The organism is Amycolatopsis sp. ATCC 39116, assembly GCF_000231075.2.
Lineage (GTDB): Bacteria > Actinomycetota > Actinomycetes > Mycobacteriales > Pseudonocardiaceae > Amycolatopsis_E > Amycolatopsis_E tucumanensis.
This window is the reverse complement of the sequence record NZ_AFWY03000016.1, coordinates 62,869-76,357: the sequence shown is the minus strand read 5'-3', so window position 1 is coordinate 76,357 and position 13,489 is coordinate 62,869. Positions and strand designations below refer to the sequence as shown.

The 13,489-nt window shown below is 71.6% G+C and carries 15 protein-coding genes; 11 read left to right on the top strand and 4 right to left on the bottom strand.

What is annotated here, in order from left to right; genetic code table 11:
• Positions 1 to 44 precede the first annotated feature (44 nt).
• Genes AMY39116_RS0318775 through AMY39116_RS0318760 form a run of 4 tightly spaced genes read left to right on the top strand, consistent with a single transcriptional unit; the run spans position 45 to position 3,432 of the window.
• The gene (locus AMY39116_RS0318775) at positions 45 to 1,643 is read left to right on the top strand and encodes a DNA polymerase ligase N-terminal domain-containing protein (RefSeq protein ID WP_020419178.1); all 1,599 of its coding nucleotides are present in this window, start codon (positions 45 to 47) and stop codon (positions 1,641 to 1,643) included.
• A gap of 37 nt (positions 1,644 to 1,680) precedes the next feature.
• On the top strand, positions 1,681 to 2,361 hold the full coding sequence (locus AMY39116_RS0318770; protein ID WP_020419177.1) for a DUF1345 domain-containing protein: 681 nt from the start codon (positions 1,681 to 1,683) through the stop codon (positions 2,359 to 2,361).
• Positions 2,362 to 2,413: 52 nt separating this feature from the next.
• Positions 2,414 to 2,749 carry an L-rhamnose mutarotase gene (locus tag AMY39116_RS0318765; RefSeq protein WP_020419176.1) on the top strand — a complete coding sequence of 112 codons (336 nt, stop codon included), beginning with the start codon at positions 2,414 to 2,416 and terminating at the stop codon, positions 2,747 to 2,749.
• A 5-nt stretch (positions 2,750 to 2,754) separates the two neighbouring features.
• Complete coding sequence (locus AMY39116_RS0318760; protein WP_020419175.1) at positions 2,755 to 3,432, top strand: FadR/GntR family transcriptional regulator; 678 nt, start codon at positions 2,755 to 2,757, stop codon at positions 3,430 to 3,432.
• A 15-nt stretch (positions 3,433 to 3,447) separates the two neighbouring features.
• On the opposite strand, the gene AMY39116_RS0318755 is transcribed toward AMY39116_RS0318760, so the two are convergent.
• Complete coding sequence (locus AMY39116_RS0318755) at positions 3,448 to 3,795, bottom strand: hypothetical protein (protein ID WP_157358603.1); 348 nt, start codon at positions 3,793 to 3,795, stop codon at positions 3,448 to 3,450.
• A 59-nt stretch (positions 3,796 to 3,854) separates the two neighbouring features.
• Between AMY39116_RS0318755 and AMY39116_RS0318750 the strand changes: the two genes are divergently transcribed.
• Complete coding sequence (locus AMY39116_RS0318750) at positions 3,855 to 4,154, top strand: hypothetical protein (RefSeq protein ID WP_020419173.1); 300 nt, start codon at positions 3,855 to 3,857, stop codon at positions 4,152 to 4,154.
• A 350-nt stretch (positions 4,155 to 4,504) separates the two neighbouring features.
• Here the strand turns inward: AMY39116_RS0318750 and AMY39116_RS0318740 are convergent, their stop codons facing one another.
• From AMY39116_RS0318740 to AMY39116_RS0318730, 3 genes are all read right to left on the bottom strand, one after another.
• Positions 4,505 to 4,879, bottom strand: coding sequence for a hypothetical protein (locus AMY39116_RS0318740; protein WP_020419171.1), 375 nt, complete (start codon positions 4,877 to 4,879; stop codon positions 4,505 to 4,507).
• 86 nt (positions 4,880 to 4,965) lie between these two features.
• Positions 4,966 to 5,700 (bottom strand): SDR family NAD(P)-dependent oxidoreductase, encoded by a 735-nt coding sequence (locus AMY39116_RS0318735; RefSeq protein WP_020419170.1) that lies wholly within the window; start codon positions 5,698 to 5,700, stop codon positions 4,966 to 4,968.
• Complete coding sequence (locus tag AMY39116_RS0318730) at positions 5,700 to 6,557, bottom strand: fumarylacetoacetate hydrolase family protein (protein WP_020419169.1); 858 nt, start codon at positions 6,555 to 6,557, stop codon at positions 5,700 to 5,702. Before AMY39116_RS0318730 ends, AMY39116_RS0318735 begins: the two co-directional genes overlap by 1 nt.
• 149 nt (positions 6,558 to 6,706) lie before the next feature.
• On the opposite strand from AMY39116_RS0318730, the gene AMY39116_RS0318725 reads away from it, so the two are divergent.
• The 6 genes from AMY39116_RS0318725 to AMY39116_RS0318700 are packed head-to-tail and all read left to right on the top strand — an operon-like array spanning position 6,707 to position 13,320.
• Positions 6,707 to 7,984 carry an L-fuconate dehydratase gene (locus AMY39116_RS0318725; RefSeq protein WP_020419168.1) on the top strand — a complete coding sequence of 426 codons (1,278 nt, stop codon included), beginning with the start codon at positions 6,707 to 6,709 and terminating at the stop codon, positions 7,982 to 7,984.
• On the top strand, positions 7,977 to 8,924 hold the full coding sequence (locus tag AMY39116_RS0318720; protein WP_020419167.1) for an aldo/keto reductase: 948 nt from the start codon (positions 7,977 to 7,979) through the stop codon (positions 8,922 to 8,924). The genes AMY39116_RS0318725 and AMY39116_RS0318720 overlap by 8 nt, the downstream gene beginning before the upstream one ends.
• Positions 8,921 to 9,769, top strand: a complete 849-nt coding sequence (locus tag AMY39116_RS0318715) for an amidohydrolase (protein ID WP_020419166.1) — start codon at positions 8,921 to 8,923, stop codon at positions 9,767 to 9,769. Before AMY39116_RS0318720 ends, AMY39116_RS0318715 begins: the two co-directional genes overlap by 4 nt.
• Positions 9,766 to 11,343 carry a sugar ABC transporter ATP-binding protein gene (locus AMY39116_RS0318710; protein ID WP_020419165.1) on the top strand — a complete coding sequence of 526 codons (1,578 nt, stop codon included), beginning with the start codon at positions 9,766 to 9,768 and terminating at the stop codon, positions 11,341 to 11,343. The genes AMY39116_RS0318715 and AMY39116_RS0318710 overlap by 4 nt, the downstream gene beginning before the upstream one ends.
• On the top strand, positions 11,340 to 12,335 hold the full coding sequence (locus AMY39116_RS0318705; RefSeq protein ID WP_020419164.1) for an ABC transporter permease: 996 nt from the start codon (positions 11,340 to 11,342) through the stop codon (positions 12,333 to 12,335). Before AMY39116_RS0318710 ends, AMY39116_RS0318705 begins: the two co-directional genes overlap by 4 nt.
• A 19-nt stretch (positions 12,336 to 12,354) precedes the next feature.
• Entirely contained in the window at positions 12,355 to 13,320 is a 966-nt protein-coding gene (locus AMY39116_RS0318700; protein WP_020419163.1) for an ABC transporter substrate-binding protein, read from the top strand.
• The last annotated feature ends 169 nt before the right edge of the window (positions 13,321 to 13,489 follow it).

Below are 13,489 nucleotides of genomic sequence, written 5' to 3'. Positions count from 1 at the left end.
GAGCCCGGAGCATGGGCGCGCCCCGGCCTGGGTACTCACCTGACGTGAGCCCTGCCCGACGGAAGACCGACCGGCTCGCCTCGTACCGGGCCAAGCGGGACTTCTCGGTCACCGGGGAGCCTGCCGGGGCCGCGGCGGGTGGCGCGTCCGGGCGGCGGTTCGTCGTGCAGCGGCACCGCGCCCGGCGGCTCCACTACGACTTCCGCCTGGAGGTCGACGGCGTGCTCGCGAGCTGGGCGGTGCCGAAGGGGCCGACCCTGGACCCCGGGGTGCGTCAGCTCGCCGTGCACGTCGAGGACCACCCGCTCGAATACGCCGACTTCGAGGGCGTCATCCCGAAGGGCCAGTACGGCGGCGGCGACGTCATCGTGTGGGACCGGGGCACCTGGGAGCCCGCCGACGGCGCCGACCCGGCCCGGGCGATCGACGACGGCGAGCTGCACTTCGACCTGCGTGGCGAGAAGCTCGCCGGCCGGTTCGCCCTGGTCCGCACGGAACGCCGGGGCAAGGAGCAGTGGCTGCTGATCCACAAGCACGACGACGACGCCCGGCCGGGCTGGGATCCCGAGGAGCTGCCCCGGTCGGTCAAGTCCGGCCGCACCAACGACGAGGTCGCCGCCGCGCCGGAGGCGATGTGGCGCAGCGGCGTGCCCGCCGCCGAGGCCGAGGTGCCGCTGGCTCCACAGTGGACTCCCCCGTCGGACGAGGAGCTCGCCGCGCTGGACGAGATGGGCAAGTCGGGCACCTGGACGATCGCGGGGCGCCGCCTCAAGCTCACCAACCTGGACAAGGTGCTGTTCCCCGGCGCGGGCGGCGAACCGCCGGTGACCAAACGGGACCTCATCCGCTACAGCGCTCGGATCGCCCCGTTCATGCTGCCTTACCTCGCCGGCCGTCCGGTGAACGCGCACCGCTACCCCGACGGCGTGGACCGGCCCGGCTTCTGGCACAAGGAGGTGCCGAGCCACGCCCCGGAGTGGCTCAACCGCTGGCACAACACCGAAGCCGACCCCGGCGAGACCCAGTGCTACGCGGTGCTGGACAGCGTGCCCGCCCTGGTGTGGATGGCCAACTTCGGCGGCGTCGAGCTGCACCCGTGGACCTCGCGGCTGCCCGACGTGCACCAGCCCACCTGGGCGCTGATCGACATCGACCCGGGCACCACCACCGGCTTCGACGACATCGTCGAACTCGCCCGCCTCTACCGCACCGCGCTGGACCACCTGGACCTGCGCGGCATGCCCAAGGTCACCGGGCAGCGCGGCATCCAGATCTGGGTGCCGGTCGCCCCCGGCTACACCTTCACCGACACCCGCAACTGGGTCGAGACGCTGTCCCGGGTCGTCGGCCGCGTGCTGCCGGACCTGGTCAGCTGGCGGTGGTACAAGAACGAGCGCGGCGGTCTCGCCCGCCTCGACTACACCCAGAACGCGATCAACAAGACCCTGGTCGCCCCGTTCAGCCCGCGCCCGGCGCCCGGCGCGCCGGTCTCGGTCCCCATCACCTGGGACGAGCTCGACGACCCCGGCCTGCGCCCGGACCGCTGGACCGTCCGCACCGTCCTCGACCGCGTCGCCGAGGCGGGCGACCCGCTCGCGCCGCTGATCGGCCTGCCGCAGCAGCTGCCCGAACTGGAGAGCTGAACCGGAACCACCGCGACCGGTGGGGGATGATCCGCGCATGAGCTCGCACGACAGCGGTGAACTGCCGGCGTGGCGGCGCGCCACCGCGGGGGCGCACCGGTGGCCTGCCGCGGTCACGATCGGCGCGGTGATCGGCGTCCAGGTGCTCCTGCCCGACCGCCTGGTGATCCAGCCGGACTGGCTGCTGCCCGGGTTGTCGGCGCTGCTGTTGCTGACACTGGTGGCGCTCGGCCCCGGCCGCGCGGCCGGGGACCACCGGCACGCGCGCAAGGTGGCGTTGTCCCTGCTGCTGGTGGTGAGCGCGGGCAACGCCGGCTCGGCGGTGCTGCTGGTCGGCCACATCCTCGACGGCTCGATCGGCGACCAGGCGGGCCCGCTGCTCGCCGCCGGGGCGGGCGTGTACCTCACCAACGTCGTGGTCTTCTCGCTGTGGTACTGGGAGTTCGACCGCGGCGGCCCGGCCGCGCGGGCGGCAGGCACCCAGGAGTACCCGGACCTGCTGTTCCCGCAGATGACCAGCCCCGGGCTCGCGCCGCGCGACTGGGAACCGGCCTATGTGGACTACCTGTACCTGGCCTTCACCAACGCGACCGCGTTCAGCCCCACCGACGTGCTGCCGCTGAGGCCGTGGGCGAAGCTCACCATGCTGGCCCAGTCGGTGGTGTCCCTCGTGCTGGTGGTGCTGGTCGTCGCGCGCGCCGTGAACATCCTCCACTGATCCGCGAAAGATCCGATGTATCCTGCCTCTACGTCGTGGACAAGGAGCGGGTATGCCGGAGATCGCGCTGCACACGGAGCTGAAGCCGGGCTCGGAGCTGGACTACGAGGCCGTGCACCGGTCCATCCCCTCCGATGTGGCGGCCGCGCTGGTCGGCAGCGGCGTCCGGAACTGGCGGATCTGGCGCGACGGCACGCACCTGTTCCACCTCGTCGAGGTCGAGGACTACCGGCGGATGCGGCACGCGCTGCGCGACCACCCGGCGAACGTCCGCTGGCAGGAGACCGTCGGGCCGCTGCACGCCACGCCGGACGACTACTCCGGCGCCGACGACGGGCTGCCGCTCGTGTGGAGCCTCGCCGGGCAGCTGGCCGGGAAGGACCGCTGAGCGGCATGTCCGTCACCGACGACGCCATCGAGGCGATCAAGCAGATGATCGTGGACGGCGAGCTGCGCCCCGGCGACCGCCTGCCCAGGGAGGCCGACCTCGCCGACCGGCTCGGCCTGTCGCGCAACTCCCTGCGCGAGGCGGTGCGCGCGCTGTCGCTGATCCACGTGCTGGACGTGCGCCGCGGCGACGGGACGTACGTGACGAGCCTGGAGCCGTCGCTGCTGATGGACGCGATGGGGTTCGTGGTGGACTTCCACCGCGACGACACCGTGCTGCAGTTCCTGGAGGCGCGCCGCGTCATCGAGCCCGCCGTGACCGAGATGGCGGCGCGGCACATGCCCGACTCCGACCTCGAGGACCTCGCGAAGCTGCTCGACTCGCTCGGCGACCGGCCCACGGTGGACCAGCTGGTGGAGAACGACCTGGAGTTCCACCGCCGCATCGCCGGTGGCTGCGGGAATTCCGTGCTGGCCTCGCTGCTGGAAAGCCTGTCCGGGCGCACGCAGCGGGCGCGGACGTGGCGGGGCATCACGCAGGAGGGCGTGGCGGAGCGGACGCTCGCCGAGCACCGCGCCATCCTGCACGCGCTGGCCGCCCGGCAGCCCGACGTGGCCCGCGCCGCCGCGACGGTCCACATCGCCGGCGTGGAGCAGTGGCTGCGCCAGACCCTGGTCGAGTAGCGGCCGGGGACCAGCTCAGGCGATCCCCGGCGCGGGTCCCGTCCAGGACGGGGCGTGCAGGTCGGCATCGGCGATGACGAACTTCGCGTTCATCTCCCTGATCAGGCTGTCGACCTCGTCCACCGTCCGGTGCATCAGCGCGTCGGCTTTCTGCAGGAAGCTGTAGAGGGTGCCGTAGAACCCGCCGCCGTCCAGGTTTTCCGTGCCGTTGGCCTGGAGCACCTCGATCATCTTGTCGGTGATCGTGAACGGGGCCATCGGGCCGGCGGTCGCGAGGTCGACGATCCCCCGGTAGGTCTTCCACCCGGTCGACAGGCCCGGGCTCACCTCGCCCTGCGCGTCGAACTTCTCGAGCTGCTCCACGCACGCGCCCATCAGGCTGTTCAGGTTGAACCGCGCCGTGGACGATCGCGCCGAACCGGGTGAGCGACTCGGCCAGCACGGTGAGCGCGGAGGCGCGGAAGTGGTCGTACCACTCGTTGATCGTCGAGCACCGCGCCTGCGCCTCGTGCGGCACCGAGCCCGGCGGCCCGCTCCAGTGCGCGGCCCACCACCCGTTGCCCACCTGCAGGGTTTCCAAGCGGCCGTACTCGGACAGCGATCGGCCGGACGCCCGGGTGTTCTCCAGCGCGCTGCCCGCCCGCTCGATCCAGCCGCCGTCCTGCAGCGCGAGCGCGGCGGGGTCGCGGCCGGCGTTGCCCTTCACCTTGCCGACGTCCTGACCGCTGAGGATCTCCGCGTGGCTGAAGAACTCCTCCACGCTGAGGTCCCGGCTGCCATCGCCGTGCGCCGAACCCTGCATGATCGGGTAGAGGGTGACCCCGGGGGCGACGCGGTAGTTGAACGAGGGCCCCAGGTTGTTGTCCGTCGAGCGCAGTTCCGTCGACTGCTCCAGCAGGTCCTCGGTGTGCGCCCACACCGGCCCCCAGGGCGGCCCCTGCGGGTCGACCACGCTCAGCGCCTTCAGCATGCCGTGCAAGGCCGGGGCGTAACCGTCGCGGAACACCGGGTCGAGATCGGCGACCGGACCACCGGCGTCCTCGGAGTACCACCGCTGCGCCATGTCGTCCCCCTACTCCGGATTCAGCGCCTTGGCTATCGAGCTCAGCGATTGGACGTTCTGCGCCTCGACTCCTTCGTAGGCGTCCGCGGAGGCGAGCATCCGCTCACGCAGCCCGTCGAGGAACGCGATGAAATCGCCTTCCTCGTTGACGAACTCCGTCACCTTCGCGGCGAATTCGCGGGCGAACCGCAGCAGCCCCTCCTGGAACTGCCCGGTCTTGCCCCACCCGCCTTGCAGGACACCCTGCTCCGCCTCGATCGCGACGTCGCGCAGCAGGGCATGACCGTCCCGCAGGTAATCGACCACCCCGCCACCGGCGCCCTCGCCGCCGAGCACGCTCGTGGCGTACCTGCGCAGCTCCGGCGCGTCCACAACCAGGTCCACGGAACTCCCCTCCCCCAGCGGAATCCGGACAAGGGGAGACTAGCGCCGACCGAGGGGCCTTGTACGCCGTTTCCGGGAAAAGCCGGTCAACGCGGCCGCAGCCGCAGGTCCTGCATCCCGCCGTCCACGGCCATGCCCACCCCGGCCGTGGACGTCGCCAGCGGGCTCGCCAGGTAGACCACCGCGTGCGCGACCTCCGCCGGGGACACGAGCCGCCCGTGGGGTTGCCTCGCCTCCAGCGCCGCGCGCTCCGCCTCGGGGTCCGCCGCCCGCTCCAGCAGCCGCCCGATCCACGGCGTGTCGGCCGTGCCCGGGTGCACGCAGTTGACCCGGATCCCCTCCCGCAGGTGGTCGGCGGCCATCGCCCGCGTCAACGCCGCCACCGCGCCCTTCGACGCGCTGTACAACGCCCGCTGCGGCAGCCCGGCCGTCGCCGCGATCGAGCCGACGTTCACGATCGCCGCGGCGCGGGACCGGCGCAGGTGCGGCAGCGCCGCCCGGCTCACCCGCACCATCCCGAGCAGGTTCACGTCCAGCACCCGCAGCCACTCGGCGTCGTCGTTGTCGGCGACCGTGCCCTGCGCCCCGATGCCCGCGTTGTTCACCACGATGTCCAGCCCGCCGAACCGGTCCACCACCGCGGAAATCCCCTGCCGCACCGACTCGTCGTCACTCACGTCGACCCGCACGCCGTCTTCGACCTCGGTCAGGTCCAGCGCCGCCACCCGCGCGCCGCGCTCCCGCAGCGCCGCCACGATCGCCGCGCCGATCCCCGACGCCCCGCCGGTGACGGCAGCGACGAGCCCGTCGAACTCGCCCATCACGCCGCCTCCGCCGCGACGAACTCCTGCCGCTGCCTGCCCAGTCCCTCGATCTCCAGCTCCACCACGTCACCCGGCCGCAGGTACGGGTACTTCCCCGACAGCGCGACGCCCTGCGGCGTGCCGGTCATGATCACGTCACCCGGTTCCAGCGCCAGGTACCGGCTCAGGTGCCACACCAGGTGCTCCACCCCGAAGATCATGTCCGCGGTCGTGGAGTCCTGGCGCGGCTCGCCGTTGACCCAGCTGCGCAACCGCAGCCCGGTGTGGTCCACTTCGTCCGGCGTCACCAGCCACGGCCCGAGCGGGTTGAACCCGGGCGCGCACTTGCCCTTGCTCCACTGCCCGCCGGAATCGACGAGCTGGTACTGCCGCTCGGAGACGTCGTTGCCGAGCACGAAACCGGCGACGTGCGCAAGGCTCTGCGACGGCGAGTCGAGGTACAGCGCCCGCTTGCCGATCACGACGCCGAGCTCGACCTCCCAGTCGGTGCGCTCGCTGCCGGGCGGGATCGTCACCGGGTCGTGCGGCCCGGCGAGCGTGTTCGGCGTCTTGAGGAACATGATCGGCACGTCCGGCGGCGCCGAGCCCGACTCGGCGGCGTGCTCGGCGTAGTTCATCCCGATGCAGATGATCGCGCCGGGCCGCGTGATCGGCGCGCCCACCCGCAGGGCGTCCGCGTCCGGCAGTTCCGGCAGCTCGCCGGCCTCCACCGCGGCCCGGACCGCCGCGATCCCGCCCCCGGCGAGGAACGCGCCGTCGATGTCGGCCGTCAGCCCGGTCAGGTCGTAGGTCGTGCCGCCGGCGACGACGGCGGGTCGTTCCTGGCCGGCGGGACCGAGGCGGACGAGGTGCACGGTTCACTTCCTCACGGTATTGGTCGGGTCTCTTCATCGAGCTCGCCAAGATCCTAGGCCACCCTTCCCGCCACGCGCGAGCCTTGACGGCGCAGACATCGGATCTCTATCGTCGGCGTCGTCACCGAGGCGTACAAGGGAGTGGGTCCGTGGCACGCATCGTCGCCCTGCACACGCACGACGTCCGGTTCCCGACGTCGCAGACGCTCGACGGTTCCGACGCGATGAACCCGGACCCCGACTACTCGGCCGCCTACCTGCGGCTGGTCACCGACGCCGGCGACGGGTTGGAGGGCCACGGTTTCGTCTTCACGATCGGCCGCGGCAACGACGTCCAGGTAGCCGCGCTGCGCGCGCTGGAGGGCCACCTCCTCGGCCGCGACGTGGAAACCACGCTCGCGGACCTGGGCGGGTTGTGGCGGGAACTGGTCCACGATTCGCAGCTGCGCTGGCTCGGCCCCGAGAAGGGGATCATGCACATGGCCATCGGCGCGGCCGTCAACGCGCTGTGGGACCTGCGTGCCAAACGGGAGGGCAAACCGTTGTGGCAGCTGCTGTCCTCGCTCACCCCGGAGGAGATCGTCGACCTCGTCGACTTCCGGTACCTGACCGACGCGCTGACCCGCGACGAGGCGCTGGAGATCCTCCGCTCGGCCCAGCCCGGCCGCGCCGAGCGGGAAGCGCGGCTGCTCAGCGAGGGCTACCCCGCCTACACCACCACCCCCGGCTGGCTCGGCTATGACGACGACAAGCTCGCCCGCCTGTGCCGGGAAGCGGTGGACGACGGCTTCCGCCAGATCAAGCTCAAGGTGGGCGCCGACCTCGACGAGGACCTGCGCCGCCTGCGGATCGCGCGCGAGGTGTGCGGCCCGGACGTGCGGATCGCGGTGGACGCCAACCAGCGCTGGGACGTCGGCGACGCGATCGCCTGGATCGAGCGGCTGCGCCCGTTCGACCTCGCCTGGATCGAGGAGCCCACCAGCCCGGACGACATCCTCGGCCACGCCGCCATCGCCGAGGCGGTCGCGCCGATCCCGGTCGCCACCGGCGAGCACGGCGCCAACCGGGTGCTGTTCAAACAACTGCTGCAGGCCAAGGCGCTGTCGGTGCTGCAGCTCGACGCCACCCGCGTGGCCGGGGTCAACGAGAACATCGCGATCCTGTTGCTGGCCGCCAAGTTCGGCGTCCGGGTCTGCCCGCACGCGGGCGGGGTCGGCCTGTGCGAGGCGGTGCAGCACCTGGCGATGTTCGACTTCGTCGCGGTGTCCAGCACCACCGAGGACCGGATGATCGAGTTCGTCGACCACCTGCACGAGCACTTCGTCACCCCGGTCGACGTCCACAGTGGACGCTACTTCGCGCCGAAGGCCCCGGGCGCGGGCACCGAGATGCACGCGGCATCTCTGCAGGAGTACGCCCATGGCTGAGGTTCCGGGCCCGTTCGCGCTCGGCGCCGCGAACCTGGGCAACCTGTACGCGCCGATGAGCGACGAGCAGGCGCACGCGGTGCTGGAAGCCGCGTGGGGCAGCGGGATCCGGCACTTCGACACCGCCCCGCACTACGGCCTCGGCCTGTCCGAACACCGGCTGGGCGCCTTCCTCGCCGGCAAGCCGCGCGCGGAGTTCGTGGTGTCCACCAAGGCCGGCCGGCTCCTGGTGCCCGATCCGGGCGGCGCGAACCGCCTCGACGAGGCGAACCACTTCGCCGTGCCCGCCGGCCACCGCCGGGTGTGGGACTTCTCCGCCGACGGGGTGCGGCGCAGCCTCGACGACTCGCTGACCCGCCTCGGACTGGACTCCGTCGACATCCTCTACCTGCACGACCCGGAGGAGCACGACCTCGGACCGGCGCTGGCGTCCGGCCTGCCCGCCCTCGCCGCCCTGCGCGACGAGGGCGTCGTCCAGGCGATCGGCGTCGGCTCGAAATCGGTGGCCGCGCTCGCCGCGGCCGCCCGCACCGGAGTCGTCGACCTGCTGATGGTCGCCGGCCGGTTCACGTTGCTCGACCAGTCCGCGCTGGACGACGTGCTGCCCGAGTGCCACGCCCGGTCGATCGGCGTCGCGGTCGCGAGCGTGTTCAACTCGGGCCTGCTCGCCACGCCCGAGCCGTCGGGCCGCTACGAGTACGCCACCGCTCCCCCGGACGTTGTCGACACCGCACGGGAAATCGCCGGGATCTGCGCCGAGTTCGGCGTCGACCTGCCCACCGCCGCGCTGCACTTCCCGCTGCGGGACCCGGCGGTGCGCGCGGTGGTCGCCGGCGCGGCCACCCCGGACGAGGTCCGGCAGAACGCCGCGCGGCTGACGGCCGCCGTGCCCGCCGACCTGTGGACCACCCTGCGGGACAAGGGGCTGATCCGGACATGACCGAGCACGTCGTGGACACCCACCTGCACCTGTGGGACCTCACGGTCAGCGACTACGCGTGGCTGCCGCCCGGCAGCCCGCTGCACCGGACCTTCACCGCCGGACAGGCGCGGCGGGAACTGGACGCCGCCGGGATCGCCACCGCAGTCCTGGTGCAGGCCGAGGACTCCGAGGCCGACACCGAGTTCATGCTCGCCAAGGCCGGCCAACACGACTGGATCGCCGGCGTGGTGGGCTGGGTCCGCCTCGACGACCCGGACACCGCCCGCCGTCAGCTCGACCGCCGGCAGCGGCACCCGGCGTTCCGCGGCGTGCGGCACCTGGTGCACGACGACCCGCGCGCGGACTTCCTCGACCAGCCGGCGGTGCGCCGCTCGCTGGCCCTTCTCGCCGAACGCGGCCTGCCCTTCGACGTCCCCGACGCCTGGCCGCGGCACCTCCGCCAGGTCGCGGACCTCGCGGCCGCCCTGCCGGAGCTGACGATCGTGGTCGACCACCTCGGCAAGCCGCCCGCCGACCCCGCCGGATTCCGCGACTGGCTGGCGACGCTGCGAACGGTGGCCGCGCACCCGAACACGGTCGCGAAGATCTCCGGGCTGCAGCGGCCCGGCGAGCCGCTGAGCGTGCAGTCCGCGCGGCCCGCGGTGGAGGCGGCGGTCGAGCTGTTCGGCCCGGACCGGCTGATGTACGGCGGGGACTGGCCGATGACCGTCCCGCACGGCGGGTACGGCCGGGCGTGGGAGGTCCTGTCGGCGCTGATCGGCGAACTGCCCGCGCCCGACCGGGCGCGGGTGCTGTCGGGGACCGCGAGCGCGGTCTACGGGGTGCCGGAGCGGGTGCGATGAGCGAGGTCGCGACGATGACGGAACCACTGCTCGAAGTCGAAGGCGTGGACAAGAGCTTCCCCGGCGTGCGCGCGCTGCACGACATGCGGCTGGAGCTGCGCTCCGGCGAGGTGCTCGCGCTGGTCGGGGAGAACGGCGCGGGCAAGTCCACGCTGATGAAGCTGCTGTCCGGCATCCACACCGCCGACGCGGGCCGGTTCCGGCTGGGCGGCGAGCCCTACCAGCCCTCGGGCCCGCGGCACGCGCTGGAGCTGGGCATCAGCATCATCCACCAGGAGTTCAACCTGGTGCCGCACCTGACGGTCGCGCAGAACATCTTCATCGGCCGGGAGCCGCGCCGCGGGCGGCTGCTGCTCGACGAGCGCAAGCTCAACGCGGACGCCGCCGAGCTGCTCGACCGGCTGCACCTGCGCCTGGACCCGCGGGCCGTGGTGGGCGAGCTGACCGTGGCCAACCAGCAGATGGTGGAGATCGCCAAGGCGCTGTCCTACGACCCGCGTGTGCTGATCATGGACGAGCCGACCGCCGCGTTGAACGACGCCGAGGTCGCGACCCTGCACGAGCTGATCCGCCGGTTCGTGCGGCCGGGCACCGGCGTCATCTACATCTCCCACCGCATGGAGGAGATCAAGCGCATCGCCGACCGGGTCACCGTGATCCGCGACGGCGAGTACATCGACACGCTCGACATGGCCACCGCCGCCACGCCGGACATCATCGCGCTGATGGTGGGCCGGGCCATCGACACCGAAGCCCGTCCCGAGGGCGTGCGCGCGGACCGCGAGGTGGTGCTGCGGGTCGACGGCCTGCGCACCCGGGACCTGCTCAAGGACGTGTCGTTCGACCTGCGGCAGGGCGAGATCCTCGGCTTCGCCGGGCTGATGGGCGCCGGCCGCACCGAGGTCGCGCGGGCGCTGGTCGGCGCGGACAAGACCGAGGCGGGCACGGTGACCCTGCACGGCAAGCCGGTCCGCATCGGCAACCCGGCCGACGCCGCGAAGCTCGGCATCGGCTACCTGTCGGAGGACCGCAAGCGGTTCGGCCTGCTGCTCGACCAGGACGTCAAGGCCAACATCGCGTTGTCGGCGCTGCGGGACCAGTTCACCAGGGCCGGGTTCGTGCGTGACGGCGCGCTGCGCGCGACCGCCGGCCGCTACATCGGCGCGCTGCGCATCAAGACCCCGTCGCTCGACCAGACCACGAAGAACCTCTCCGGCGGCAACCAGCAGAAGGTCGTCATCGCCAAGTGGCTGGCCAAGAACTGCGACGTGCTCATCTTCGACGAGCCGACGCGCGGCATCGACGTCGGCGCGAAGGAGGAGATCTATCAGTTGCTGCGGGAACTCACCGGGCAGGGCAAGTCGATCATCATGATCTCCTCGGAGCTCCCGGAGATCCTGCGCATGTCCCACCGCGTCGTGGTGATGAGCGAGGGCCGCGTGACCCGCGTGCTCGACGCCGCCGAGGCGACCCAGGAGAACATCATGCACTACGCCACCCTGCGGCCGGACGAAAACCCGGCCGACGCCGCCGAGCTCGGTCTCGCCCCCGAAGAGAAGGCAGGTCGGTCATGACCACGGTGAAGGCTCCGGTGACGGAGCGGCAGCGGGCCGGCGGAGTCACCGGCGCGATCAGGAGCAGGCTGCAGCAGCTGCTGGCGTTCGCCAGCCTCATCGTGATCTACGCGTTCTTCTCGATCGTCAGCCCGTTCTTCTTCTCCTACGGCAACTTCATCGCGATCCTGTTCTCCACGGTGGTGATCGGGACGCTCGCGATCGGCACCACGTTCGTCATCATCACCGGCGGCATCGACCTGTCCATCGGCACCGGCATGGCGTTGTGCGCGGTGATGTCCGGCGTGTTCATCGTGAACTCGGGGCTGCCGCTGGGGATCGGCGTGCCGCTGGCGATCCTGTTCGGCGGGCTGATGGGGCTGGTCAACGGGATCAACGTGGCGCTGCTGAAGATCCCGCCGTTCATCGCGACGCTGGCGATGATGCTGGTCGCCGAGGGGCTGGCGCTGGTGCTGTCCAACAGCACGCCGATCTACTTCAGCGACTCGCCCGGCTACATCGAGATCTCGGCCGGGAACCTGATCCCGAACGTGCCGAACGCGGTGCTGATCCTCGCCGCGATCGCGATCATCGCCGGGGTGCTGCTGACCAAGACGGTGCTCGGCCGCTACACCTACTCGATCGGCAGCAACCAGGAAGCGACCGCGCTGTCCGGCATCGACGTCCGCAAGTGGAAGGTCGGGATCTACGCGTTCGCCGGGCTGTTCACCGGCCTGGCCGGGGTGATGATCTCCGCCCGGCTCGGGTCGGCGCAGCCGGCGACCGGCATGGGCTACGAGCTCCAGGCCATCGCCGCCGTGGTGATCGGCGGGACGTCGCTGTCCGGCGGCAAGGGGTCGATCATCGGCACCCTGATCGGCGCGCTGATCATCTCGGTGCTCAACAACGGGCTGCAGATCATGTCGATCCCGCAGGAGTGGCAGAACGTCATCCTCGGCTGCGTGATCCTGGTGGCCGTCTACACCGACCGGATCCGGAAACGGGAAGCCTGAGAGAACAAAGGAGTTCTTGATGAGGACGCAGAAGATCGTCGCGGCGGTCGCCGGCGCGGTGCTGGCGCTGACGATGACCGCGTGCGGCCAGGGCGGCGGCACCGCGGGCGGCGGGAACGGGCCGCTCATCGCCATCGTGTCGAAGGGCTTCCAGCACCAGTTCTGGCAGGCCGTGAAGAAGGGCGCGGAGGACGAGGCCGCCGCGAAGGGCGCGCGCACGACGTTCGTCGGCCCGGCCACCGAGAAGGACGTCGAGCAGCAGGTCAACATGCTCACCAACGAGCTGGCCAAGTCGCCGCAGGCGCTCGGGTTCGCGGCGCTGGACTCCCGCGCCGCCGCTCCCCTGCTGCAGCAGGCGAAGGCGCAGAACGTCCCGGTGGTGGCGTTCGACTCCGGTGTGGACAGTGACATCCCGGTCACGACGGTGGCCACGGACAACAAGGCCGCGGCGGCGGAGGCGGCCAAGCACCTGGCCGAGCAGATCGGCGGGCAGGGCAAGGTCGCGCTCGTGGTGCACGACCAGACCAGCCTGTCCGGCAAGGACCGGCGGGACGGGTTCCTGGACTGGATGGCGAAGAACGCGCCGGGCATCACGGTGCTCGCGCCCCAGTACGGCGGCGGCGACCAGCTGGAGTCGGCCAACATCACCAAGTCGATCATCGCGGCCAACCCGGACCTGAAGGGGATCTACGCCTCCAACGAGGGCTCGGCGATCGGCGTGATCAAGGGTGTGCAGGAGAGCGGGCGGCAGGGCCTGACGATCGTCGGGTTCGACTCCGGGAAGGCCCAGATCGACGCGATCAACAGCGGCCTGATGGCGGGCGCCGTGACGCAGGACCCGGTGGACATGGGCAGGCAGCTGGTGGACGCCTCGCTGAAGGCCATCAACGGCGAGCAGCTGCCGAAGCGGATCGACACGGCGTACTACTGGTACGACAAGAGCAACATCAACGACCCCAAGATCCAGGCGGCGCTGTACCAGTGACCGCGGGCGAGGGCCGTGGACGGTGACGACGGGGCCGTCCACGGCCCTCGCCGTGTGTGCTCCCCAGGTCTCGCCCGCACCGCGTGGACAACAAACCCGCGAGTTCGGCGAGTCCGGTGTGGACGACGGTCACCGCGGAGTCTCCACACTTTCCCCACCTCTCCTCCAT

What these genes read in the sequence shown, in the direction of transcription:
- AMY39116_RS0318770 (WP_020419177.1), top strand. Translation starts at nt 1,681, where the DNA reads ATGAGCTCGCACGACAGCGGTGAACTGCCGGCGTGGCGGCGCGCCACC.
- AMY39116_RS0318765 (WP_020419176.1), top strand. Translation starts at nt 2,414, where the DNA reads ATGCCGGAGATCGCGCTGCACACGGAGCTGAAGCCGGGCTCGGAGCTG.
- AMY39116_RS0318760 (WP_020419175.1), top strand. Translation starts at nt 2,755, where the DNA reads ATGTCCGTCACCGACGACGCCATCGAGGCGATCAAGCAGATGATCGTG.
- AMY39116_RS0318735 (WP_020419170.1), bottom strand. Translation starts at nt 5,700, where the DNA reads ATGGGCGAGTTCGACGGGCTCGTCGCTGCCGTCACCGGCGGGGCGTCG.
- AMY39116_RS0318720 (WP_020419167.1), top strand. Translation starts at nt 7,977, where the DNA reads ATGGCTGAGGTTCCGGGCCCGTTCGCGCTCGGCGCCGCGAACCTGGGC.
- AMY39116_RS0318715 (WP_020419166.1), top strand. Translation starts at nt 8,921, where the DNA reads ATGACCGAGCACGTCGTGGACACCCACCTGCACCTGTGGGACCTCACG.
- AMY39116_RS0318710 (WP_020419165.1), top strand. Translation starts at nt 9,766, where the DNA reads ATGAGCGAGGTCGCGACGATGACGGAACCACTGCTCGAAGTCGAAGGC.
- AMY39116_RS0318705 (WP_020419164.1), top strand. Translation starts at nt 11,340, where the DNA reads ATGACCACGGTGAAGGCTCCGGTGACGGAGCGGCAGCGGGCCGGCGGA.
- AMY39116_RS0318700 (WP_020419163.1), top strand. Translation starts at nt 12,355, where the DNA reads ATGAGGACGCAGAAGATCGTCGCGGCGGTCGCCGGCGCGGTGCTGGCG.